The sequence below is a fragment of the Chryseobacterium salipaludis genome, assembly GCF_022968825.1.
Taxonomy (GTDB): Bacteria; Bacteroidota; Bacteroidia; order Flavobacteriales; family Weeksellaceae; genus Kaistella; species Kaistella salipaludis.
The window spans coordinates 26,153-48,829 of the sequence record NZ_JALHKS010000003.1 but is presented as its reverse complement, the minus strand read 5'-3'; the positions used below and the strand labels follow the sequence as shown (position 1 = coordinate 48,829).

The following is a 22,677-nucleotide window of genomic DNA, read 5'->3' as shown; positions in this document are numbered from 1 at the left end:
TTTATTATTAAATTTGCGCACATTGATATTATGGAAAAAGGAAGCAAGAAGACCGGTTCGAAGGCGGTAGAAAACAACAGAATTTTATCGAAACCCCGGATATTTTTCGGGATACTTTTTATCCTGCTGGCGGTAGTCGGCACGCTGTCCTTTGTGTCCTACCTGATGAACTGGAAAGCGGATCAGAGCCAGGCCGGCACGATGCTGGACCGCAGTATTGTTTCCTCCAACATTTTTGGCAAAATTGGTGACTGGCTGGGAAACATTTTCATTTTCGAAAGTCTGGGAATTGCTGCGTTCATTCTGGCCTTTCTTTTTTTTGTGGCGGGACTGATTATATTAAAAAAGAATTATTTCAAACCGTGGAAAACCATCGGTCATTCCTTGTTTTTCATTTGCTGGCTGCCGATTTTCATGGGCGCTGTTACTTCCGGTGAAGGCGTGCTGAGCGGCGTGTATGGCTACCAGATTATGGATTTTCTGAATTCAGTTATCGGGATTGCCGGACTCTGGCTGGTTATTGTGGCGGGAATCGGTTTGTACTTTATATTAGAATTCAATTTAAGTCCTTCCAGTATTCGCCGTGGCGTGCATAACCTTAATGATAAAACGGTGGGACGCGTGAAAGAAATGCTGCCAAAATCGTCGGAGAATTTTGAGGCTGATGACGAGCTCGAAGAAGAGTTGATGGAAAGCACACCACAGGAAGCCGAGGAAGAAATTAAAAAAGTTGATAAAGAAGAGCCGGTCATCGCGCCGATTGTTACGCCCAACAAAACCTCCTTTGAAACAGAAGAAACTGCTGCTCCGATTTCACTGGATCTGACACCGGCAACAGCTGCGCCCGCCGCCGCAAAAATGCCTTCGGCTTCTGCAGGAACTATGACAATGACCGCGGAAGAAGATATCGCGCTGCAGGTTGAAGTGGCTCCGCAACCGGAAATCAGTACGGATGAGCCAGCGTCCCGTTCGGAACAACTGGTAGATAAGCACGGTTTATATGACCATAAGCTGGATTTGGCCAAATTCCAGATGCCGACCATCGATCTACTGAAAGATTACGGAAACGAAGAAATTCAGGTCAATAAAGAAGAATTAGAGGAGAACAAAAATAAAATCGTCGGTCTGCTTAAAAATTTTAATGTTGGAATTGCCGAAATTAAAGCAACCATCGGACCGACTGTCACACTGTATGAAATCGTGCCCGAAGCCGGAATTCGTGTTGCTTCCATTAAAAAACTACAGGACGATATCGCGCTCAACCTGTCCGCGCTCGGCATCCGCATTATTGCGCCAATGCCCGGCAAAGGGACCATCGGTATCGAAGTACCCCGGAAAAAGCCTTCCATGGTTTCCATGCGCAGCGTAATTGCTTCGCAGAAATTCCAGAATACGGATATGGATCTGCCGGTGGTTTTCGGTAAGACCATTTCGAATGAAATCTTCATGGGCGACCTGGCCAAGATGCCACACTTACTGATGGCGGGAGCTACCGGACAGGGTAAGTCAGTTGGTATCAATGCGATCCTGACTTCGCTGCTGTACAAAAAACACCCGAGCGAATTGAAGTTTGTGATGGTCGATCCCAAAAAAGTAGAACTTTCCCTGTACTCCAAAATTGAGCGCCATTATCTGGCCAAACTGCCGGACAGCGAGGATGCAATTATTACGGATACGCACAAAGTCATCAACACTTTGAATTCCCTGTGCAAGGAAATGGATAACCGCTATGACCTGCTGAAAAACGCCTTCTGCAAAAACCTGAAAGAATACAACCGCAAGTTTGCTGAAAGAAAACTAAACCCGGAGAACGGCCATCGTTATCTGCCCTACATTGTTTTGGTGGTAGACGAATTTGCGGACCTTATCATGACCGCCGGTAAAGAAGTGGAACTTCCGATTGCGCGTCTTGCACAGCTGGCCAGAGCGGTGGGAATTCACCTTATTGTGGCAACCCAGCGTCCGTCGGTGAATGTGATTACAGGTATGATCAAAGCCAACTTCCCGGCGCGTGCAGCATTCAGGGTAATTTCCAGTGTGGACTCACGAACGATTCTTGACTCACCGGGCGCTGATCAGCTCATCGGTAAAGGCGATATGCTTTATTTTAATGGTAATGAAATCCTGCGTTTACAGTGCGCTTTTGTGGATACACCGGAAGTTGAAAAAATTGCGGAATTCATCGGTGAACAGAAGGGATATGCAAGTGCCTTTATGTTGCCGGAAGTGGAAAATGAAGAAAGCACATCGGGAACTGCCGCTTTCGATCCCAACGAAAAAGATGCGCTGTTCGAAGACGCTGCGCGCATCATCGTTTCCACGCAGCAAGGTTCCACCTCCATGTTGCAACGCCAGCTGAAATTAGGCTACAACCGCGCCGGCCGTATCATGGATCAGCTGGAAGCAAGCGGTATTGTTGGCGGTTTTAATGGGGCGAAAGCGCGGGAAGTACAGATCTCTGATCTCAATTCCTTGGAACAGTTTTTGGAAGAATTGCGCAAATAATTTTGGATTTTAAACAGGAGTTTAACTTTATCCCTCCTCCCCTATCCAACCACTAAATTACAGAGATGAAAAACTTTATTTTGAAATGTTCGCTAGTTCTGGCATTTTTTGCGGCCATCAGTTTATCTGCACAGAAAGTAGATCCCAAGGCAAAAAGTATTTTAGACGGTGTCGCCAGTCAATATAAGAGCAAAGACAATGTGTACTTTAAGTTTTCGTACGGAACCGGGAACGGCAAAAACATTTCCAAAACGGAAACGGGAATTTTTTATGCCGCGGAGGATAAGTACCGTCTGAAAATTATGGGTACCGAGCAGGTGTACGACGGAAATAAAATTTACAATATATCTGCAGAAGATCAGGAAATCACCATCGCAAAACCAACCGGCTCGGAACAGATGTTTTCTCCATTAAATTACATCGACGAATACAAAAAAGGATATAATGTAAAATATGCCGGCAAGGTAAAAGTAAACGGAGTTTTAGCTGACTACATCCACCTTTCACCAACGACGAATAATGGAATTAAAGAAGTAAAGATTTTCGTGAACGGACCGAAGAAACAACTCGTAAAAATTGAACAGTATGCGAAGGACGGATCTCTGTCTGTTATTGCCATCAGCGATTATCGTGAAAATCAAAAACTGAACAGTTCCATGTTCAGCTTCGACAAAAGTAAATACGGTGATTACCTCATCACAGAAATTTAGAGTTTAAGTCATTTATAAACGGAAAGCCGCACCTTTAATAATGCGGCTTTTTTGGTACATTTGCGTATGATAAAAAAGCTGGATAAATACGTTATCAAGACTTTCTTCGGGCCGTTCGCTTTTATATTCAGCGTGCTCTTTTTCATCTTCGTGGTGAATATTGTCTGGATTCAGCTGTCTCAGTTTACGGGTAAGGGCTTAAGTTACTGGGAGATTCTGAAGCTGCTTTCCTATCTTTCAGTCACGGTGGTTCAGCTGGTATTGCCGCTTACCATTCTATTGTCGGCGATTATGACTTTTGGCGACTTCGGCGAGCGGTATGAACTTGCAGCGATGAAAGCTGCGGGCATTTCACTTACGCGTGTGATGCTTCCCTTGTTTTTAACCACCTTTTTATTATCAGTCTGGCTGTTCTTCTTTTCAAATAATATAGTGCCCGATTTCCAGCGCAAGGCGAAAAATATGCTGTATAATATTGCGGCAACCAAACCGGCGCTGAATTTTACACCTGGGCAGTTCATCCAGCAGATTCCGCAGTACAGTGTCAAATTTGACGAGATTTCCGGTGAATATGGTGAAAACCTGAAAGGTGTTTTTATCCATAAAATGGGTAATTATTTTGATGATCAGCAGACCATCATCGCAGAGCGCGGAAAATTCGTACAAGCAGAAAACCCGAACTTTCTGAAACTGATTTTATATAATGGCCACATCTACGAGGAATACCAGAGCGGGAAGGATTATTCGGCGCGCATTAAGCAACCTGATCAGGCCATTAAATTTGATACCCTCGTCAACCATTTCAACATCTCAGAAATCATTGATAAAGCCATAGAATCTGAAAAAATTACGGATAATTACGCTTTCCAAAACATCATTGAATTAAATACGACGATCAAAGAAACCCGCAAAAGCAATAATGATATCGTAGGAAACATTTCCTATGAACTTGCGAGCCAAACAAACACCTACGCCAATTTTGCTGACCAGACGAAAAAGCCCAAAACGGTTGAAAAACCAAAAGTCAGTATTGACGATTTAAAAAAAGACCAGAAGAACCGCGCGTATTACCAGGCGTACAATAAAGTGGAAAGTCTGCGCAATGCAGTAGAATCAAAAAACAGCCAGATAAAAGATTTGCATGCTTACTTCAGCCGTGTAGTAATGAGTCAGCAGCGCATCGTATCGTTTTCGGTAACCTGCGTTATCTTCTTCTTGATTGGCGGCAGCCTGGGCTCCATCATCCGAAAAGGCGGCCTCGGCCTGCCGGTGGTGATTGCCATCGTTATCTTTATTCTTTTTTACCTGCTTAACCTGACCGCTGAAAACATTGCCTGGGCCGGTGGCATGGATCCCTATCTCGCCGCCTGGTTGCCGAACCTGGTGCTCTTCCCTTTCAGTCTTTGGCTGACGTATAAAGCTTTGACTGATTCGCAACTCTTTGATATCGAAAAATACCGTGCGCTGATGAAGCCGCTGCTCAAGCGATTCAGCAAGCAGAAAGAACACAAACGGTATCAGTAATTAATATTGACCAAAAAAAAATAGTTTAACGTCGGTAGTTAAACTATTTTTTTTGGCTTAAAGTAAATTACTTTAAATATTTCGTGATAGATTCACTTGTGGGTTTGGTCGTGCTGATATAAGAATCAATCAGATGCCCGTTTTCGTCGATTAAAAATTTGGTAAAGTTCCACAGGATGGCCGTATTTTTCACACCATTCAGCTGCTTTTCTGTCAGAAACTGAAAGATGGGCGCAATGTCGTCTCCTTTCACTGAGACTTTTGCCGCCATCGGGAACGTTACGCCGTAATTCTTCTGGCAGAATTCTCCGATCTGCTCGTTGGAGCCAGGTTCCTGACCGCCGAAGTTATTGGCAGGAAAACCGACCACCACCAGCTTATCAGCATACTCCTTCGATAACTTTTCGAGGTCTGCATACTGTGGCGTAAAACCACATTCAGAGGCAGTGTTCACAATCAGGATTTTCTTTCCTTTAAAATCCGCAAAATTAATTTCGTCGCCTTCCAGGCCTTCTACGCGGTAATCGTAGATTGTTTTCATTTTCTGTTCCGTAATTTTCACAGGTGAACTTTCTTTGGTTGAATTTTTACAACTAACAAGCAGGGTCGCTGCTGCCAAAACAAGTATAAATCCTCTTTTCATGTGTTTAAAATTTAAAAGTATTCGCGGGGAAGACTTTATTGGTTTCAATTTTTGAAAAAATCATCACGTAATCGCTGTCCTTTTTCGGCGTGGAGGCTTCCAGGCGGAAAGGCATCAGCAAACTGCCGACCTTTCGGTAATCAGAATAAGAAATCGTTTCATCTTTTTTAACCTCGCGGACCAGCATGTAGGTTTTGCTGTCGAAATAGTACAGGGTTTTGTTTACATTTTTAACCAATTCTACCTTGTGGCAATACGTATCGCCAATTTTTTCTTTACCCAGATACTTGGCCGTAAAGCCTTTGCTTTCCCAGTCGATAAAATCATTATCAAAGTTTTCCGGCGTGTAGTTCGGGTATTCCTGGAGCTTATTAGCTGCGTAATTCATCGCGTAGCCTTTGTTCCCGTCATAGCCTTCAATCGCAGTTTCTTTTTTATCAATGGTGATTACGGTTTTGGTAAGATTCGGCCGCTGCTGGTAAATTTTAATTGGATACTCATCATTGATTCCTAGTGTTACTTTTCCCTGAAGCATGACAGAGTTTAAAAGTTTCCAATTGGTCAGTCCGCCGGACAATTCGATATTCTTGTCGATAATTTCCTTTGCCGTTTGCGCAAGGCAAAAACTTCCGAAGACAAAAGAAAGGAGTAAAAAAATCTTTTTCATTCTTAAAACTACAGTTCCGCAGCATTTGCATCTCTAAAAAAATCAGTGCAACCGCTCTGTGCGAAAAACAGTTTTCAAATATATCATTTTTACGGAAGAAAGCCTTCTATTTAAGATTTTATTAACGTACGCGCCTTCTCCAGATCAGCCGGCACATCGATGCCCACGCCTACAAAATCGGTCTCTACCATCTTAATTTTCATGCCGTATTCAAGGTAACGCAAGCACTCAATTTTCTCAGCCTGTTCCAATGGACGTTGTGGCATTTCAGCAAAAGCAAGCAGTGCTTTTTTCCGGAAAGCGTACACACCCACGTGTTTATAGTAATTAATAACAATTCCCTCTTCACGCGCAAACGGAATAACGGAGCGGCTGAAATACAAGGCAAAGTTGAACTGATCTGTGATTACCTTCACGTTATTCGGGCTTTCGATTTCTTCGCGATCGGACAGCTTAATTTTTAAAGAGGCTAAAGATATTTGCTCGTCCTTATCCTCCTGAAAAACTGAAATTAACTGGTGCAGCGGTTCTGTTTTCAAAAAAGGTTCGTCACCCTGCACATTGATTACAATATCACAATCCACGTCCTGCACGGCTTCTGCAATCCGGTCACTGCCGGTTTCATGCGCGCCCGTTCTGATGGCTTTTCCGCCGGCTGCAATGATTTCATTAAAAATAATATCCGAATCGGTAGCCACAAATACTTCAGCGAACAAGCCGGTTTCTACTACATTTTTATAGGTCGTACTAATCACGGTGCGGTCGCCCAGCATCTCCATGAGTTTGCCGGGAAAGCGACTGGCTTCATAACGGGCGGGTATAACGGCAATAATTTTCATTTAATACTATTAAGAAAGTTGAGTCAGGGCGTTGCGAAGGCGCGGAACCATCGCCTGCAATTCTTCAAGCGAAACGGCACCAACGGAAGCGCGGAACCACGGCGCCTCCGGCCCGGTGCCGAAAGCTGAGAATGGAACCAGGGCTACACCAGCCTTGTCAATAAGGTAACTTACCAGTGCAGTTGAGTTTTTAATGGTATCACCTTCCGCAGTAGTCTGGCCGATATAATCAAGTTTTATGGTCAGATATAAAGCACCCATCGGCTCAATGCTGTCTACTTTTAAACCTTCATTTTTCAGTTGCTGTACTGCTTGATGTAAATACCGTAAACTATTATTAAGACGGCTTTTATAATGATCAAGGTAAAGGTTTACTGCATCAGGATCATTTAACAAAACACCTACCGCATGCTGTTCCGGTTTTGGTGCCCAGGCGCCCACGTGACCGAGTAATTCTATCATTTTTGAGATGACATGTTTCGGGCCGAAACTCCAGCCGACCCGTACACCGGTCGCGGCAAAACATTTCGAAGTGCCATCAATCATAATGGTGTAATCACGCAGTTCCGGATACAACATTACCGGATTGAAATGCTCCGGCCCGAAAGTCAGTAATGCATAAATCTGATCATATAAAATATAAAGCGGCTTCTCATCGGGGCCACGACGTTTATTTTCGGCGATAACAAGTTCACAGATCTCACTCAGTTGTTCACGTGTAAATAAAGTACCGGTCGGATTTAAAGGTGAACACAATGCAAGTAAAACAGCATTTTCAACATGTGGCTGCAGTTCTTCAGCAGTAGGCAGGAAATTATGTTCGGCTGTCGTCGGAATCTCAATAGCATCGGCCGAAGACAAATACGCATAATGGTTATTATTCCAGCTTGGAACCGGATAAATCACTTTTTCGCCCGGATCCACAATTGCTTTATAGACACCATAAATTAAAGGGCGCGAGCCCGCCGAAACCAAAATCTCATCGACGGCGTATTCCTGATTCCATCTGTTCAGCAGATCGTCAGCGATGGCTGTTCTTAAAGACAACAATCCCGGAGCGGGCGGATAATTGGTTAAATTGTGATCATACGCTTTCTTAATCTCTTCCTTCAGCAGTTCCGGAATCGGGTAGATTTCTGAATTCAGGTCGCCAATGGTTAAGTTGGTTATTTCAGCACCGGCGGCTTTATGAGCATTTACCTGCCCGGCAATTTTAATAATTTCGGAGCCAATTAATTTTTCGGCGATGTGTGAGATTTTCATAAAGCTATGTTTTTAGCCGCGAAAAAAGCGGACTGCCTTTCAAAATTACAGATTAAAAAGAAAAGAGCTGAATTTCTCAGCTCTTTTTTCCAGTTTTAAAGATTCAGGTCTTGTTTTACCTGATCAATTCGCTGCATCAGCAGCGCTGTTTTTTCTTCGTATTCGCTCTTATCGCTGATGGAATCCTGCACCGAAACATAAAATTTAATCTTCGGTTCCGTACCGGAGGGGCGCACGCACACCTTGGTCCCGTCCTCGGTATAATAAATCAGTACGTTGGACTTTGCAATGCCGGTCATCGGTTTCTCTTCACCTGACATTATATTCTTTTCGGTTTGCAGCAGGTAATCCTGGACAGTTGCGACTTTTGATCCGGCGATCATCTGTGGTGGATTTTCGCGGAAGTTTTTCATCATCTGCACTATTTCTTCAGCACCGGTTCTTCCCTTTCGAACTACGTTCACCAAGCCTTCATAATACAATCCAAGATCCTTATAAATCTCAATCATATATTCAAAAATACTGCTGCCATTGGCTTTGCACCACGCGGCAATTTCACACGCCAGCAGAATCGAGCCGCAGGAATCCTTGTCGCGAACGAAGTCACCGGTCATAAATCCGAAGCTCTCTTCGCCACCGCAGATAAATTTTTCTTTGCCTTCAAAATCACGAATCATTTTACCGATCCACTTAAAGCCGGTCAGCCCTACTTTGCAGTCCACACCGAACTTTTTAGCAATATGATAGAAGATGTCTGAGGTCACAATTGTGGAACCGATAAATTCCTTACCTGTAATCCGACCTGCCGTTTGCCATTGTTGCAAAATATAATAGGTCAGGATGGTATTGGTCTGGTTTCCATTGAGCAATTGCATTTCTCCGTTCAGATTCCGGACCGCAATACCCAATCGGTCACCATCAGGGTCTGTTCCGATCACAATGTCACCATTGGTAATTCTTGCCAGGTCCAGGGCCATTTCCAGTGCTGCCGGTTCTTCCGGATTCGGGGATTCTACTGTTGGGAAATTCCCGCTCGGAATCATTTGCTCGCGCACAAAATCCACTTTTTTAAATCCTGCTTTTTCAAGTGCTTTAGGAATCGTGGTATAGGTGGTACCGTGGATGCTGGTAAAAACAATATTAAGATTGTCGCGGCCGGCGTCCTGGTACAGTGAGTGTTCCATGCAGGAATCAATATAACGGTCGTCCTGGTCCTCACCGATCCATTCGATCAGCGCGTCATTACCCTGAAACTTAATATCTTCAAAATTTACGGAATACACTTCTCTGATGATAGCCTCATCATGTGGCGTTACGATCTGCGCACCATCATTCCAGTATACTTTATAGCCGTTATATTCGGGTGGATTATGCGAAGCGGTTAATACAATTCCCGCATTGCACTTTTTATCACGGACGGTGAAAGACAGTTCCGGTGTTGGACGATGCTGTTTGAAAAGGAGTACTTTGATTCCGTTAGCCGTCAGAACATCAGCGCACATTTTGCCAAACTCTTTCGAGTTATTCCGCACATCATAAGCGATCGCAACTTTAATTTCCTCACCAGGAAATTGCTGATGAAGATAGTTGGCAAGGCCCTGTGTGGCACGTCCCAGCGTGTAACGATTCAGCCGGTTGGTTCCCACACCCATCACACCGCGCATGCCACCGGTCCCGAATTCCAGTTCGCGGTAGAAGGAATCTTCCAATTCATCAGATTCAGCGGCAATCCATTCACGAATTACGTCCTTAGTTTCGTCGTCGAAAGTATCTGTCAGCCAGAGATTGGCTTTTTCCAAAGTTGTCATATCGTTATGTTTTTATTTAAAATTAAGGAAGTTTCAGCTCCTCGATATTTTCATGCTGCACGGTTGAAGTACGTTCGATGCTTAATGCCTGCACCGGCTCTTCATAATAGACCACCTTTGCTGTATTTTGCACCTTCCCTTTCAAGCTATCCTGCACCTGAAGCTCCGCATAAGAACCGTTTTTTACCAATAAATTTGCGGTATTGATTTGCCAGTAGGGTGCAATAATGCTCACCGTGTCAGACAGTTTTATATCTGCTTTTTTAGAAACACCCAAAAAGTTGGCCCTCGCTTTTTTGTTCATGGTTACCGAAGACATCCGCGACCGCACGGAACCAATGAATTTAGCATTATCCGTAATGGTTAAATCAAACCGGTCTGCCTTAATTTCACTGGAAATATTGAGCTCGACGTTTTGTGCAAGGGTTACTGCAGTCGGTTCATTACGGGAGTAAATCGTGATATTATAAAAGTCAACGGCGGCAGGCACGCGTTTTTCGGTAATGTGTAAAATATTGTCTTTAGAACTTAGTTTAATATTACCAGCAAGGTTTTCATACGTTTCTATATTAACAAAGGAACTGTCTGCCTTCGCATAAAAAGCACGAAACTGGCCGCTGAGTTCAATCTTGGTAAAATCTTTAACCTTGATATCTTTGCTGACAATGTCCCCTTTTGGCTCCAGTTTGCCACAGGAAACAGCTAGCAGTCCAGCCAGGAGCGCGACTGCCGAAATTCTTTTCAGCGGTACTATGTTGCCGAAATATCCCATTAAATTTCTTCTTCAATATGATAGTTCTGATGCGGCCTCGTAGAACGGATAATCATTTCGCCCAGAAAACCAGCAATAAAAAACAAGGAACCCAGGATCATCATGGTCAGCGCAATGAAGAACCATGCGTTGTTGGTAATCAGGTGGCCGTATACACCGCGTGAAACGTCGATTAGTTTTGAAATCCCGAGACCAAGCGCAGCTAAGAAGCCAATAAGGAACATCACGGTTCCGCCGGCACCGAAAAAGTGCATCGGCCGCCCGCCAAAACGGCTGATAAACCATAAAGTAACCAGATCAAGAAAACCTCTTACAAAACGCTCTGTGCCAAATTTCGAAACACCATAAGGCCGCGCCTGATGCTGCACCGGCTTTTCAGTAATTTTGCGGAAGCCGGCATTGGCCGCCAATACCGGAATATAGCGGTGCATATCTCCGTACACATCCACTGTTTTGACGACCTGGCGACGATAGGCTTTCAGACCACAATTGAAATCATGTAATGAGACGCCTGAAACCTTTCGTGCAGCTGCATTGAACAGTTTCGAGGGCATATTTTTGGTCATTACATTGTCAAACCTTTTTTTCTTCCAGCCGGAAACAATATCGTAACCATCGTTCTTCACCATATCATACAGTTCCGGTATTTCCTCGGGAAAATCCTGAAGATCGGCATCCATGGTAATAATCACCTCCCCTTTCACGCGCGAAAAGGCCGCATGGAGTGCCTGCGATTTACCATAGTTACGGGAGAAACGGATAGCATGAATCTGCGGATACTGCACTTTCAGGTTTTCGATGATACTCCAAGATAAATCGGTGCTGCCATCATCCACAAACCAAATTTCATACGAAAGGTCGTGCGCGGCACAAACTCTATCTATCCGGGAAAAAAGTTCTTCCAGGGATTCTTCTTCGTTGAGTAAGGGGATGACAATAGATAAATTCATTCAACTGATTTTGCGTTGCACAAATGTAAGATTTTTAAGCGGGGCCTGGTCGTAAAGCGGTATTATATCATCGTTCGCGAACGGAAGAAACTTGCGAAAAATGTGGATAAGATTACATAAAAAATCATAATTGCTCCGAAATAATATGTGAACTGTCTAAAACTGAACATGTTTTTATCCTTCACCAGTTCCGGCGCAAAACTTTTTTTACGTGCTTCGTAGTTCTGGTCAAGTTCTTTAATTTCCGCAGGATCTTTCATAAACTCACGGGCTTTTTTGTATTCCGCATCGAGTTCACTTTTCTGACGCTCGATATACTGGTAGTTCAACAGGTCCTTGGCCGCGGGATCTGCATAATTCAGAAAGGCAAAAATAAAAAGGATGGACATGATGCCGCCAAGAAACATGGGTTTAAAGGCACGACCGAAAACTTCACGGAAACCCATCGGACCGGTAACTTTTTTGTAGGAATTAACGGAAATAAAGGCACCGACAAGATAGATCGCCGGCATAACGAAAGCGTTGACCAGTAATGAGTTACTAAAATACTCAGTATTCATTCCGAAGAAATACATCCCCAGAAACAGCACAAGCGTGGCGAGAAAAAGTCCGAAAGCGACGGTGTAAATACTAACCGCTCCAGCGCGGGAATTGTTGTTTTTCAAGTTTATGATTTTGAATTATAAATTAAAGTCTTATATTTGCAGCGGCAAGTCCTAAACAACCAGCTCCTGAGAATCCTCCAGGGTGGGAACGCAGCAAAGGTAATCGGTTGTAGCGGTGTGATTTAGGTAGCTTGCCATTTTTTGTGCCTTGTTCGCAAGCCTTTTATTTACCTTTACTTCATTCATTTTAAGTACTTTATCCGCTGATTTCACTTTTTACTTAAAGCTGAATGATCTGACCAACCGCCGGCAGAATGCATTCAATGTTTCGTTTGTTGAATGCCTCCAGCGCTTCGCCATGATCAATGCTGATCGGCGGGAACGTATCGAAATGACAACCCACCACCTTTTGAGTTTTAATTAGTTCTGCAGCCGCAAAGGCAGCCTGGGAAGCATCCATCGTGTAGTGCCCGCCGACCGGTAATACAGCCGCTGCAATATTTCCGAAAAGTTGCGGAAGCAAAGCCATATCCGACATAATGCCGGTGTCGCCCGCAAAATATATGTGATGATCTCCGGAAGACAGAACATAGCCCGCCGGCTCGCCACCATAACGCCCGTCCGGGAAAGAACTGGTGTGGCTGGCAGGTACCATTGCTATTTTCAAACCATGCACCACACAGGAACCGCCGAAATTCAGATCAACAAATTTTTTGTGACTGAAGTAAGCACAAACTTCCGGCTGACCGATCAGGATTGCTTCCGGATGATGTTCCAGAACCTCCTGTACATCGGCGGTGTGGTCAGCGTGCGCATGGGTAATCAGAATATAATCAATCTTTTGTTGTGTGATATCAAAAGATGATTTTTCCAACTGCATATTGTAGAAAGGATCAGTCAGAATGTTGATGTTTTTATATGTAATTAAAAAACAATTTTGTCCTAAAAACTGAAATTGCAAAGTATGTTCGTTTATGTTTTCCATGTTAATCATAAGTAAAATAGTTAAGTCCGAAGGCAACCAGAAAACTGAGTACTAAGGTAAGAATTCCGACCTGTTTCAGGAATGGATCCAGCAGCCGTGGTTCTTTGGTTTTGAGAATATTTCTTCTTAGAGAAGTAAAAGGAATCACCAGTATAAAAAATATGAAGGCGTAATAATGCCGCATAGTATGCAGCTCATTTTTTAGCATAAAGACCAGCACCAGCAACACCGGCAGCTGAAGCAAAATCACCTCATAAATCATCGCATTTTTAAATCCAAGCCGAAGCGCCAAAGTTCGTTTACCGCTAAGCGCATCGTTTTCAATATCGCGCATGTTGTTCAGGTTCAGGACCGCTGCACTGCACATTCCGATAGCCGTGGCCGGTAAAAAGATATCGGCAGGCAATGATTTGGTAAATAAGTAATAACTGCCGCAAACGGAGACCAGACCGAAAAACAAAAAAACCATGATATCACCTAAACCAAAATATCCATAAGGTTTTTTCCCGACCGTATAACCAACCGAAGCAAGAATGGATAAAAAACCAAGACCTACAAACAATAGAAAATCCTGCAGCAGTTCATCCTTTAAAAATGCGTAGTACAATAAGAGAACTGTAGCCAGAAGAGAAAGCAAGGCGAACAGGATGACACCGTTTCGCATCTGTACCGAGGTGATATGACCGGCTGCCACAGCACGCACTTCTGCCCCTTCGATCCGCAGTTTATCAGTGCCGCGAACGCCGTCACCGTAATCATTGGCAAAGTTTGAAAGCACCTGATATAAGAGCGTAACCAGCAAAGCCAGCGCAAAAATCCGCCAGTCCCAGTGCTGGCCGTTTTCCACCATTCGCCACCGAGCAATAAAAGAACCCATGATAATGCCGCTCACGGAAAGCGGTAAAGTACGCAGGCGCGCCGCCCTGATCCAGTGTATCATAAACAAAGACTTAAGAAAATGTTACGCTGCACACTTTATGAAATCCACTTATCGTCTCCGAAGTTTGGCTTTCTCTTTTCGAGGAATGCATCGCGGCCTTCCTTGGCTTCATCGGTCATATAAGCCAGTCGCGTAGCTTCACCTGCAAAAACCTGTTGGCCCACCATTCCGTCATCAGTCAGGTTCATAGCGAATTTCAGCATTCGGATGGACATTGGTGACTTCCGGAGGATTTCCTGCGCCCATTCGTAAGCCGTATCCTCCAGTTCTGCGTGTGGAATTACTGCGTTCACCATTCCCATATCAGCAGCTTCCTGCGCGGAATAATTGCGCCCCAGGAAAAATATTTCGCGGGCTTTTTTCTGGCCGACCATTTTTGCCAGGTAGGCAGAACCATATCCGCCGTCAAAACTGGTTACGTCGGCATCTGTTTGTTTAAAAATCGCATGTTCGTGGCTGGCAAGCGTTAAATCACAGACAACATGCAGCGAGTGTCCGCCGCCCACAGCCCAGCCGTTTACAACAGCAATCACTACTTTAGGCATGAAGCGAATCAAGCGCTGTACTTCCAGAATATTCAGGCGATGACGTCCGTCGTCACCCACATATCCCTGATGTCCGCGCGCTTTCTGATCGCCGCCACTGCAGAAGGCGTGACCGCCATCTTTCGGGCTTGGACCTTCACCGGTGAGCAAGACCACACCTACGGACGGATCTTCGGAAACATGATAAAAAGCATCATACAATTCAGAAGTTGTTTTTGGGCGGAACGCATTCCGCACCTCCGGACGGTTGATGGCAATGCGCGCTACTCCACCGCGTTTTCTATAAGTAATATCTTCGTATTCTTTGACAGTTTTCCAGTCGGACATGTATTTCTTAATTTTCGGTAAAGATAAACATTTTGAAGGCGCTTTACAATCGGACCGCTTTCGCGACAAATTAGATTAAAGAGAAAGGCACAAAAAAAGCTTTCGGGGAGAAAGCTTCATTAATATTCCTAAAAATCATTTTCGTCCAGATCTTCATGTTCTTCAAGAATGACTTGTGCCCGGTCAAAATCTTTTTCATTCACGATTAGAAAATAATTCTGAGACATGGGAAATACAGCCACGTTGTTAACATATTCATTTTTAATATAAGACGGAATTTCATGAGCGGCAAGTTTGGTGCGCGCCAGTTCAATTTCATATAAATAGGAGGACTGCAAAATGGTAACGAGATCAGACATACGTTTGTTTCTTACCACTGCATCAAATTAACCGCCAACCCAGGCTTGTTTTAAGAAAGATTGCTTTTATTTTTATACTGAATAAAGAAATAAATGGGCAGTCCAAGCAAAATTAGAAGAAAGCCCGGCCAGGTATATTGTGGTTTAAAAATAATCAGCAGCACACAAAAAGCTGTACCTAACAACAAATACAGTAAAGGTGTTACCGGATATAACCATGCCCGGTAAGAGCGCTCACGATCCGGCTCACGAAAGCGCATATAAATCACACCAAAAACGGTGATCATGTAAAAAAGCACGATGACAAACGAAATCATATCGAGCAGGTCACCATACTGGCCTGAAAGGGCAAGTACGCATGCCCAGCCACATTGCATCCACAGGGAGCGGCCGGGAACCTGAAATCTGTTGTCAGCTGAAGCGGCTTTAAAAAAGAGGCCATCTTTGGCCATCGTTTGGAAGACGCGCGCGCCGGCAAGTACCAAACCATTAATACAACCAAACGTGCTGACCATCACCAGCACCGCCATGATTAATGTTCCAATGTTGCCAAAGATGACTTCCGAAGCTGCAACGGCCGGACGGTTTTTATCTGCAAAAGCAATACTGTCGCGGTCAAGTGCATGAAGATAGACCAGGTTTACGAACAGGTATAAAATCATCACGGTGACGGTGCCGAAGACCATTGCGCGCACCACATTTCTTTTTGGATTTTCTATTTCGCCGGAAACAAAAGTTACATTTTCCCAGGCCACCGAACTGAATACAGAGCCCACCATCGCGGCGGCAATTCCGCCTAATAAAGCAGTTCCGCCAATAGCAGTCCAGTTGCCGGGAATCAGCGTATTGCCTTCCTGCAGACCCTGATTGGAAAAGGCATTCCAGCCTGCGGCCATATTACCGGACCACTGTGATTGCGAAACCAGCAAAGCACCAAAGATAATGATGCCCAGCAGCGCGAGAATTTTGGAAGATGTGAAAACATCCTGCAAAATTTTACCATTTTTAAGCCCGCGTGTATTGATGAAAGTAAGTAAAACAATAACGAAAATAGCCAGAATCTGAATCCAGGTAATCCGGAACGTACCTGACTGGAACAACGGTGCAGCATCATTAAGCGCCGGGATCAGATAGGCTGTAAATGTTCCGAAAGCCATAGCAACCGCAGCGATTGTGCCTGTCTGTATAACGGCGAATAATCCCCAGCCGTAGAGAAAACCGGTCATTTTCCCGAAAACTTCGGTAATATAGGTATATTGTCCGCCCGCCTTTGGAAACATGGCTGCCAGCTCGCCATAAGATAAAGCAGCTGCAATCGTCATAACCCCTGTGATGACCCACACGGCCAGCAACCAGTATCCTGAGCCGAGGTTACGCATCATATCGGAACTGACAATAAAAATCCCGCTGCCGATCATGGAGCCCATCACGAGCATGGTGGCATCCCACAGTTTTAATTTTTTCTTCATATACAACCGTTTCTTTATTTTTATTGTGTAAATAATTTCAACGGCTGTAAATATATAAGTTTTTCGCAGATGACCAGCCAATACTACTGCGATTACCATAAAATAAAAAAATCCGGCAGTCATGTGCTGCCGGACTATATCTTTACCGTTATAATTTATCTTATTTCTTCGTCCTGGTTCAAAACTACTTTTTCGCCGTTCATTGTTAAGGTAAGCTGGTCGCTTTGGCTGTGCGCTTCGATTCCTTCGCCTTTATAGTCACCGCCTTTGGCCCAGGCGTCAGGTTGTATTTTTTGCCTCTGTAGTCCACAGACATGGTATGAATGGTATCGCTGTTATTAAAGGTCACCTTCGCCTGCTGGCCCTTTTTATCTTTATAAATATAATGATACGACACGATTGAATCACCGGTGTCCTTAGTTTGCTGATTAATCGAGAGCGAATCTGCCATAGTGGTATCGGAAACTACTTCCGGAATTGTGTTGGAAGTTTCCACCGTTTCCGTTTTGGAACACGCGACTGCTAAAAATCCTGCCAACATGATGGCTGCAACTGTTCTGTTCATAAAATTTACTTTGGCAGCAGTGCAGCAAGAATGATGCAAGGATTTCAATCCGCCGTAAAAGTTTACTTTGTAGCGGTCTTATCCGAATCCTCCAGCAAATGCAGCAGTTCCGTCATTTCGGCTTCGGTAACATCGCGCCATTTCCCAACGGGTAAGTCCAGGTGGATGTTCATAATGCGGATGCGTTTCAGTTTTTTCACCTCGTAGCCCAGGTATTCACACATACGGCGAATCTGGCGGTTGAGTCCTTGTGTCAGGATAATGCGGAAGGTCAGCGTATCGATTTGCTCCACTTCACATTTGTTGGTCATCGTGCCCAGAATGGGAAGTCCGCCGCCCATTTTTTTCAGGAATTGTGCCGTAATCGGTTTATCCACGCGCACGATGTATTCTTTTTCATGATTGTTTTTTGCGCGCAGGATCTTATTGACAATATCCCCATCGGAGGTAAGCAGAATAAGTCCCTCGCTGGGTTTGTCCAACCGACCGATGGGAAATATACGCTTGGGGTGTTTCACGAAATCGACGATATTGTTCTTTTCCCTTTTCGTGTCTGTGGTGCAAACAATGCCTACCGGTTTGTTAAGAACGATGTAGACATGGTCGCTGTCCGTTTTTTTCACCGGCTTGCCGTCTACCAAAATCGCGTCTTTTTCGGTTACTTTAAAACCCATTTCAGGCTGCTGACCATTGACGGTGATGCGGCCCTGTTCCAGCAGTTTATCAGCTTCGCGGCGGGAGCAAAAGCCCAGTTCAGATAAGTATTTGTTGAGACGTACCGGTTCCAATTGAATTCGTTTTTAAATAACAAAGTTAAAAAAGTGTGCGCAGATCGATCGGATTTTAAGATTCCGGAGCAAACTGATAGTCATCCAGAAGAAGATCGGCGCTTGCATTTTCTATGCTGTACCCGCCAATTTTGGTGCGGCGCAATTGAGTGAGATACGCGCCTACTTTCAGCTCCTGGCCGATATCATGTGCCAGGCTGCGGATATACGTTCCTTTGGAACAGCCGACTGTAAAGGAGACCAGCGGCAAATCAACTACAATATCGGTAATATAGTGAATGGTGGTCTTGCGGCTTTTCATTTCCACTTCTGCTCCTTTTCTGGCTAAATCGTAGGCACGTTTGCCGTCAATCTTAATGGCAGAAAAAACGGGCGGTTTCTGATCGATTTCGCCGACAAACTTTTCGAGCGCGGACTGAATATCGCGCTCTGTGAGATGCGAAATATCACAAGGAAAAATTTCCGGTTTTTCCGTATCGTATGATTCGGTTTGAACGCCGAGTTTAATTTCCGCACGGTATTCTTTCGGTGCATCCTGGATCTCGGGAATTTTCTTAGTGAATTTGCCGGTGCAAATGATCAGCAAACCGGTAGCGCGCGGGTCCAGCGTGCCGGCGTGCCCAATCTTAAACTTCTTCGGCAGATCGAATGCGCGCCGGAGTTTATATTTAAGTTTATTCACGGCCTGAAAACTGGTCCAGTCCAATGGTTTATCGAGGAGAATAATCTGTCCTTCCAAAAAATCGGCAGCTGTCATGGTTTAAAATAAAGGGAAAAAGTGCGTACCTGCAGCCCGACCTGAGTGGAGCTCTTTTTTGCAAAACGAAGTGGCGCAAAAAAAGCGGGAACGGAGGGCGGAAATGTCTGCCCAAAAAAACAAATTTTTATCTGCCAAAGCCGGTGAAATAAATCAGCAATACCACACCGATGATGATCCGGTACCAGCCCCACGGCTTGAAACCGTACTTATTGAGCAGGCCGATAAATCCTTTGATGGCGATGAGCGCTACGATAAACGCGACCACATTCCCGATGACAAACGCGATGATATTATCCGACGAGGACAGAATCATTTCATACCCTTTAGCGGGATGACCGCTTTCTTTACCCCAGGTTTTCACGAAAATGGAATATACAGTTACCGCCAGCATGGTAGGAACGGCCAGGAAAAAAGAAAATTCGGCCGCCGCTTTACGGGTTAGTCCCTGCGTCATTCCCCCGATAATGGAGGCCGCACTTCGGCTGGTGCCCGGCATCATGGCAAGGCATTGCCAAAAGCCGATGATTACCGCTTTTTTCACGGGCAGGTCTTTTTCGTCAGCGATGGTTGGGTTTTTAAACCAGGAATCGGAGAATAGTAAAACCACCCCACCCGCAATCAGCACAGCCGAAATGGCAATCTGGTTTCCAAGCACCGCTTCGATGTGATCATCGAACAGATAGCCCAACACCAAAGCGGGAATCACAGCGTAGGCCAGCTTAAAATAAAACTTTAAATTATTGAAATCCAGAAACTTTTTCCAGTAGGCAAAAACAACAGCGAGGATGGCACCGAGCTGAATGGAAACCTGGAACATTTTCAGGAACTCTGTTTCTTCCATGCCCATAAGCGCGGCGGTGAAGCCCATGTGGGCGGTCGAGGAAACCGGTAAAAACTCGGTAAGCCCCTCGATAATGGCAATAATAATTGCTTTAACTATATCCATAAATGTCAAAAAAGAAGCTGCCTGAAGGTAATGCAGACAGCCGTAAATGTTTAAATAAAATGCTTATCTCGGAAAACGCTTCATGATGGCATACACCTCCACACAAAAACCGGTGAGCACCAGCAAAGGCGCTATACGAATCCGGCGGACGGAAAAAATATCCTCGTTCCAGGCGTTGGCATCAAATTTTCCGTTCACTGTGTTAGCGTCGGCACCCATCATCAGCAGGAACCCTACGACGATAAGAGCGAGCCCGATGAGCATCCATTTGTAATTCTCGCGGCCGAAGTAAAACAAGCTGTTATCCGTGGGAACAACCTTTTCCGTAGTCGCGTTTATATCCTGCTTTTTTTTCGTTTTCATGCTTAAGAATAATATAGGTCGTCCACATTTGAGCGAAGGAAACGCCAGGTGGCAAAAACAGTACTCATCACCGTGATTAAAATTCCGCCGAGGAAAATCCCCACAATCAGGAACATCAGCTGACGGTCATCCTGTGCGAACGGTGTACCGATTTCGGTAATGAAATAATACCAGGCGCCAAATAACACAGCTAGTCCGATCACCGCGCCGATCACACCCAGAATAATCGCTTCCTTGATGAACGGCTTCAAAATAAACCTGCGCTTGGCACCCACCAACTGCATGGTTTTGATAATAAACCTCTTGGAGAAAATCTTCAGTCGGATGGAGTTGTTAATGAGCACAACAGCCAGAACCAGGAACAACACGGTGAAAGCCAAAATCCATTTCAGGATATTGTTCAGGTTGTTATATACTTCCACCATCAGCGTACTGTTGTTTTTTACGTCAGTAATGCCGGGTGTGGCTTTAATTTCTTTAATCGCTTCATCAATCCGTGCCGGATCAACATATTCTGGCTTCAGGGCTACTTCAACCGATGAAGGAAAAATGTTCTCTTCGAATAAAGCATCGGTTTCAATTCCCATGCTCTTGCGGGCTTCTTCGGACGCCATTTCGCGGGAGATATAGGTTGCACGCTTTACAGGCTTCAGTGTTTTAATTTTTTCAAAAGCCACCTGTTCTTTTTTGGCAATTTTCACGGAATCTTTGGCATCATAATTTTCATCAAAATATGCGTTCACGACCAACTGCTCCTTGATATAATCGGAATATTTCTGGGCATTGATCAGAATCAGCCCCATCAGCCCGAGCAGAAACAGGACCAGTGCAATACTGATTACCACGGTAATATTGCTGGAGCGCAGCCTTCTTTTGTTAAAATCCTCAACCGTCTTAGCCATTCATGAAAAAATTTCTGCTAAAATAGAAAAAAACTTCCGTACTTTGCCGGTGGCAGCGGAAAAACGATGTTAAAAAAACCTTAAACGGCGGGCGTTGCGTTCGTTTTAAATATAACGGTTTAGCCGCAGAAGTAAGTGAAAGAATTATGAGCGTACGAGCGAAGAAACACCTGGGTCAGCATTTTCTGACGGATGAAAATATTGCCCGCAAAATTGTGGAAGGATTGCAGCATGAGTCTGTGGGTCAGATCCTGGAAGTTGGGCCGGGCATGGGTGTGCTCACCAAATATCTTTTGGAAAAACCACAAAAAATTTTCCTCGCTGAAATCGATACCGAATCGATCGATTATCTTAAGCAACATTACCTGCGGCTGAGTGATAAAAATTTTGTTGGTGATTTCCTGCGTATCGATATTCCGGCGCAGTTTACCGGCGAGCTGTCGGTGATTGGCAATTTCCCGTATAATATATCATCTCAGATTTTATTTAAAATCATCGATAACTTCGGGCAGATTCCGGAGATGGTGGGCATGTTTCAGAAAGAAGTGGCGGAGCGCACAGCGGCAAAACCACGAACCAAAGATTACGGAATTCTTTCGGTGCTCGTGCAGGCATTGTACGATGTGGAGTATTTGTTCACCGTTCATGAAAACGTGTTCAATCCGCCGCCCAAGGTAAAGTCCGGTGTCATCCGCCTGACCAGAAATCCGAAGGAAGGATTGGAAGGCCACGAAGTTTTATTTAAAAAAATTGTGAAAGCCGGCTTTAATCAGCGCCGAAAAAAGCTGAGCAATGCGCTGAAAGTGCTGGGCATTCCGGAAGATCTCAAGTCCCATCCCTTCCTGGATCAGCGTGCGGAAGAACTTTCGGTGGCAGATTTTATCAGTTTTACGAAAAACTGGCAAGACGCCCTGTAACTATTCTTCCTGTTGTAATTTTTCGATCAGTTGCTCGAGTTCGCTGATTTTATTTTTAAGCTGGGAAATCTGGGTTTTATTGGTGGCGACATGGCTTTTGAGCATCACGTTGCGGGCGCGCTCGCCGTGGTCCTCTTCGTCTTCCTCCTCCGCTATATCTTCGATGTCTTCCTGGATGTCATCAATATCATCGCTGATTTCTTCGATGTCTTCCTGAATATCCTCAATGTCTTCCTGGATTTCACCCACGTCTTCTTTCAGATCTTCAATATTTTCATTGCTGCGGTTCACGGACATCTGAATGAAAATAGCCAGATAAATCGCCTCGAGAGATAAAACGGTGGTCAGCACCAGCAGCATTTTATCAAAACTCAGCCATCCGAAAATCGGCAGCAGGAAGGCCAGAATAAAAACCAGCGAATGCGCAATCAGGGACGGAATAGATCCAATCCACCACATAATTCCGTCGGTCATGCGTACAAGCAGCGCCATCCGCCGGCGTACACGTTCTTCTCTACTTTTCAT

24 protein-coding genes and 1 other RNA gene are annotated in these 22,677 nt (G+C 44.7%); 5 read left to right on the top strand and 20 right to left on the bottom strand.

The window, feature by feature from the left end; genetic code table 11:
• Nucleotides 1-30 precede the first annotated feature (30 nt).
• The 3 genes from MVI27_RS05720 (at nt 31) to MVI27_RS05710 (ending at nt 4,739) form a co-directional block, all read left to right on the top strand.
• Nucleotides 31-2,505: an FtsK/SpoIIIE family DNA translocase gene (locus MVI27_RS05720; RefSeq protein WP_246959850.1), complete on the top strand. Its 2,475-nt coding sequence runs from the start codon at nt 31-33 to the stop codon at nt 2,503-2,505.
• A 65-nt stretch (nt 2,506-2,570) separates the two neighbouring features.
• A complete protein-coding gene (lolA1, locus tag MVI27_RS05715; protein WP_246959849.1) occupies nt 2,571-3,215 on the top strand; it encodes an outer membrane lipoprotein periplasmic chaperone LolA1 in 645 nt (214 codons plus the stop codon).
• Nucleotides 3,216-3,281: 66 nt separating this feature from the next.
• Nucleotides 3,282-4,739 carry an LptF/LptG family permease gene (locus MVI27_RS05710; protein ID WP_246959848.1) on the top strand — a complete coding sequence of 486 codons (1,458 nt, stop codon included), beginning with the start codon at nt 3,282-3,284 and terminating at the stop codon, nt 4,737-4,739.
• A gap of 67 nt (nt 4,740-4,806) precedes the next feature.
• Here the strand turns inward: MVI27_RS05710 and MVI27_RS05705 are convergent, their stop codons facing one another.
• From MVI27_RS05705 to MVI27_RS05670, 8 genes are all read right to left on the bottom strand, one after another.
• Nucleotides 4,807-5,382, bottom strand: a complete 576-nt coding sequence (locus tag MVI27_RS05705; RefSeq protein WP_246959847.1) for a glutathione peroxidase — start codon at nt 5,380-5,382, stop codon at nt 4,807-4,809.
• 4 nt (nt 5,383-5,386) lie between these two features.
• On the bottom strand, nt 5,387-6,049 hold the full coding sequence (locus tag MVI27_RS05700; RefSeq protein WP_246959846.1) for a histidine kinase: 663 nt from the start codon (nt 6,047-6,049) through the stop codon (nt 5,387-5,389).
• Between the two features lie 110 nt (nt 6,050-6,159).
• Nucleotides 6,160-6,888, bottom strand: a complete 729-nt coding sequence (gene kdsB / locus MVI27_RS05695; RefSeq protein WP_246959845.1) for a 3-deoxy-manno-octulosonate cytidylyltransferase — start codon at nt 6,886-6,888, stop codon at nt 6,160-6,162.
• Nucleotides 6,889-6,897: 9 nt separating this feature from the next.
• Entirely contained in the window at nt 6,898-8,151 is a 1,254-nt protein-coding gene (locus MVI27_RS05690; protein ID WP_246959844.1) for a pyridoxal phosphate-dependent aminotransferase, read from the bottom strand.
• A gap of 95 nt (nt 8,152-8,246) precedes the next feature.
• Nucleotides 8,247-9,959 (bottom strand): phospho-sugar mutase, encoded by a 1,713-nt coding sequence (locus tag MVI27_RS05685; protein WP_246959843.1) that lies wholly within the window; start codon nt 9,957-9,959, stop codon nt 8,247-8,249.
• A 22-nt stretch (nt 9,960-9,981) separates the two neighbouring features.
• Entirely contained in the window at nt 9,982-10,731 is a 750-nt protein-coding gene (locus MVI27_RS05680) for a GIN domain-containing protein (protein WP_246959842.1), read from the bottom strand.
• A complete protein-coding gene (locus MVI27_RS05675; protein ID WP_246959841.1) occupies nt 10,731-11,681 on the bottom strand; it encodes a glycosyltransferase family 2 protein in 951 nt (316 codons plus the stop codon). The genes MVI27_RS05680 and MVI27_RS05675 overlap by 1 nt, the downstream gene beginning before the upstream one ends.
• A 62-nt stretch (nt 11,682-11,743) precedes the next feature.
• Nucleotides 11,744-12,346 carry a DUF4199 domain-containing protein gene (locus MVI27_RS05670; protein ID WP_246959840.1) on the bottom strand — a complete coding sequence of 201 codons (603 nt, stop codon included), beginning with the start codon at nt 12,344-12,346 and terminating at the stop codon, nt 11,744-11,746.
• Between the two features lie 42 nt (nt 12,347-12,388).
• Here MVI27_RS05670 and ffs point away from each other — a divergent pair.
• Nucleotides 12,389-12,486, top strand: an RNA gene (gene ffs, locus MVI27_RS05665) — signal recognition particle sRNA small type.
• A gap of 80 nt (nt 12,487-12,566) precedes the next feature.
• Here the strand turns inward: ffs and MVI27_RS05660 are convergent.
• From MVI27_RS05660 to MVI27_RS05610, 11 genes are all read right to left on the bottom strand, one after another.
• Entirely contained in the window at nt 12,567-13,247 is a 681-nt protein-coding gene (locus tag MVI27_RS05660; RefSeq protein ID WP_246960371.1) for a metal-dependent hydrolase, read from the bottom strand.
• 25 nt (nt 13,248-13,272) lie between these two features.
• Nucleotides 13,273-14,211, bottom strand: coding sequence for a 1,4-dihydroxy-2-naphthoate octaprenyltransferase (menA, locus tag MVI27_RS05655; protein WP_246959839.1), 939 nt, complete (start codon nt 14,209-14,211; stop codon nt 13,273-13,275).
• Nucleotides 14,212-14,246: 35 nt separating this feature from the next.
• Entirely contained in the window at nt 14,247-15,083 is an 837-nt protein-coding gene (locus MVI27_RS05650) for a 1,4-dihydroxy-2-naphthoyl-CoA synthase (protein ID WP_246959838.1), read from the bottom strand.
• 128 nt (nt 15,084-15,211) lie between these two features.
• Nucleotides 15,212-15,442, bottom strand: a complete 231-nt coding sequence (locus MVI27_RS05645) for a putative signal transducing protein (protein ID WP_246959837.1) — start codon at nt 15,440-15,442, stop codon at nt 15,212-15,214.
• A gap of 50 nt (nt 15,443-15,492) precedes the next feature.
• Complete coding sequence (locus MVI27_RS05640; protein ID WP_246959836.1) at nt 15,493-16,911, bottom strand: APC family permease; 1,419 nt, start codon at nt 16,909-16,911, stop codon at nt 15,493-15,495.
• Nucleotides 16,912-17,116: 205 nt separating this feature from the next.
• Nucleotides 17,117-17,476: a hypothetical protein gene (locus tag MVI27_RS05635; protein WP_246959835.1), complete on the bottom strand. Its 360-nt coding sequence runs from the start codon at nt 17,474-17,476 to the stop codon at nt 17,117-17,119.
• 62 nt (nt 17,477-17,538) lie between these two features.
• Nucleotides 17,539-18,264 (bottom strand): 23S rRNA pseudouridine(2604) synthase RluF, encoded by a 726-nt coding sequence (rluF, locus tag MVI27_RS05630; protein ID WP_246959834.1) that lies wholly within the window; start codon nt 18,262-18,264, stop codon nt 17,539-17,541.
• A gap of 55 nt (nt 18,265-18,319) precedes the next feature.
• Nucleotides 18,320-19,021, bottom strand: coding sequence for a tRNA pseudouridine(55) synthase TruB (gene truB / locus MVI27_RS05625; protein WP_246959833.1), 702 nt, complete (start codon nt 19,019-19,021; stop codon nt 18,320-18,322).
• Between the two features lie 127 nt (nt 19,022-19,148).
• Complete coding sequence (locus MVI27_RS05620; RefSeq protein ID WP_246959832.1) at nt 19,149-19,970, bottom strand: undecaprenyl-diphosphate phosphatase; 822 nt, start codon at nt 19,968-19,970, stop codon at nt 19,149-19,151.
• 63 nt (nt 19,971-20,033) lie between these two features.
• Nucleotides 20,034-20,333: a DUF3098 domain-containing protein gene (locus tag MVI27_RS05615; protein WP_246959830.1), complete on the bottom strand. Its 300-nt coding sequence runs from the start codon at nt 20,331-20,333 to the stop codon at nt 20,034-20,036.
• Between the two features lie 2 nt (nt 20,334-20,335).
• Nucleotides 20,336-21,235, bottom strand: a complete 900-nt coding sequence (locus MVI27_RS05610) for a cell division protein FtsX (RefSeq protein ID WP_246959828.1) — start codon at nt 21,233-21,235, stop codon at nt 20,336-20,338.
• 146 nt (nt 21,236-21,381) lie between these two features.
• Between MVI27_RS05610 and rsmA the strand changes: the two genes are divergently transcribed.
• Nucleotides 21,382-22,152 (top strand): 16S rRNA (adenine(1518)-N(6)/adenine(1519)-N(6))-dimethyltransferase RsmA, encoded by a 771-nt coding sequence (rsmA, locus tag MVI27_RS05605; RefSeq protein ID WP_246959826.1) that lies wholly within the window; start codon nt 21,382-21,384, stop codon nt 22,150-22,152.
• On the opposite strand, the gene MVI27_RS05600 is transcribed toward rsmA, so the two are convergent.
• Entirely contained in the window at nt 22,153-22,677 is a 525-nt protein-coding gene (locus MVI27_RS05600; protein WP_246959824.1) for a DUF1003 domain-containing protein, read from the bottom strand.

Coding starts and splice junctions, on each gene's coding strand:
- MVI27_RS05720 (WP_246959850.1), top strand. CDS start 31: ATGGAAAAAGGAAGCAAGAAGACCGGTTCGAAGGCGGTAGAAAACAAC.
- lolA1 (WP_246959849.1), top strand. CDS start 2,571: ATGAAAAACTTTATTTTGAAATGTTCGCTAGTTCTGGCATTTTTTGCG.
- MVI27_RS05710 (WP_246959848.1), top strand. CDS start 3,282: ATGATAAAAAAGCTGGATAAATACGTTATCAAGACTTTCTTCGGGCCG.
- MVI27_RS05705 (WP_246959847.1), bottom strand. CDS start 5,382: ATGAAAAGAGGATTTATACTTGTTTTGGCAGCAGCGACCCTGCTTGTT.
- MVI27_RS05700 (WP_246959846.1), bottom strand. CDS start 6,049: ATGAAAAAGATTTTTTTACTCCTTTCTTTTGTCTTCGGAAGTTTTTGC.
- kdsB (WP_246959845.1), bottom strand. CDS start 6,888: ATGAAAATTATTGCCGTTATACCCGCCCGTTATGAAGCCAGTCGCTTT.
- MVI27_RS05690 (WP_246959844.1), bottom strand. CDS start 8,151: ATGAAAATCTCACACATCGCCGAAAAATTAATTGGCTCCGAAATTATT.
- MVI27_RS05685 (WP_246959843.1), bottom strand. CDS start 9,959: ATGACAACTTTGGAAAAAGCCAATCTCTGGCTGACAGATACTTTCGAC.
- MVI27_RS05680 (WP_246959842.1), bottom strand. CDS start 10,731: ATGGGATATTTCGGCAACATAGTACCGCTGAAAAGAATTTCGGCAGTC.
- MVI27_RS05675 (WP_246959841.1), bottom strand. CDS start 11,681: ATGAATTTATCTATTGTCATCCCCTTACTCAACGAAGAAGAATCCCTG.
- menA (WP_246959839.1), bottom strand. CDS start 14,211: ATGATACACTGGATCAGGGCGGCGCGCCTGCGTACTTTACCGCTTTCC.
- MVI27_RS05650 (WP_246959838.1), bottom strand. CDS start 15,083: ATGTCCGACTGGAAAACTGTCAAAGAATACGAAGATATTACTTATAGA.
- MVI27_RS05645 (WP_246959837.1), bottom strand. CDS start 15,442: ATGTCTGATCTCGTTACCATTTTGCAGTCCTCCTATTTATATGAAATT.
- MVI27_RS05640 (WP_246959836.1), bottom strand. CDS start 16,911: ATGAAGAAAAAATTAAAACTGTGGGATGCCACCATGCTCGTGATGGGC.
- MVI27_RS05635 (WP_246959835.1), bottom strand. CDS start 17,476: ATGAACAGAACAGTTGCAGCCATCATGTTGGCAGGATTTTTAGCAGTC.
- truB (WP_246959833.1), bottom strand. CDS start 19,021: ATGACAGCTGCCGATTTTTTGGAAGGACAGATTATTCTCCTCGATAAA.
- MVI27_RS05620 (WP_246959832.1), bottom strand. CDS start 19,970: ATGGATATAGTTAAAGCAATTATTATTGCCATTATCGAGGGGCTTACC.
- MVI27_RS05615 (WP_246959830.1), bottom strand. CDS start 20,333: ATGAAAACGAAAAAAAAGCAGGATATAAACGCGACTACGGAAAAGGTT.
- MVI27_RS05610 (WP_246959828.1), bottom strand. CDS start 21,235: ATGGCTAAGACGGTTGAGGATTTTAACAAAAGAAGGCTGCGCTCCAGC.
- rsmA (WP_246959826.1), top strand. CDS start 21,382: ATGAGCGTACGAGCGAAGAAACACCTGGGTCAGCATTTTCTGACGGAT.
- MVI27_RS05600 (WP_246959824.1), bottom strand. CDS start 22,677: ATGAAAAGTAGAGAAGAACGTGTACGCCGGCGGATGGCGCTGCTTGTA.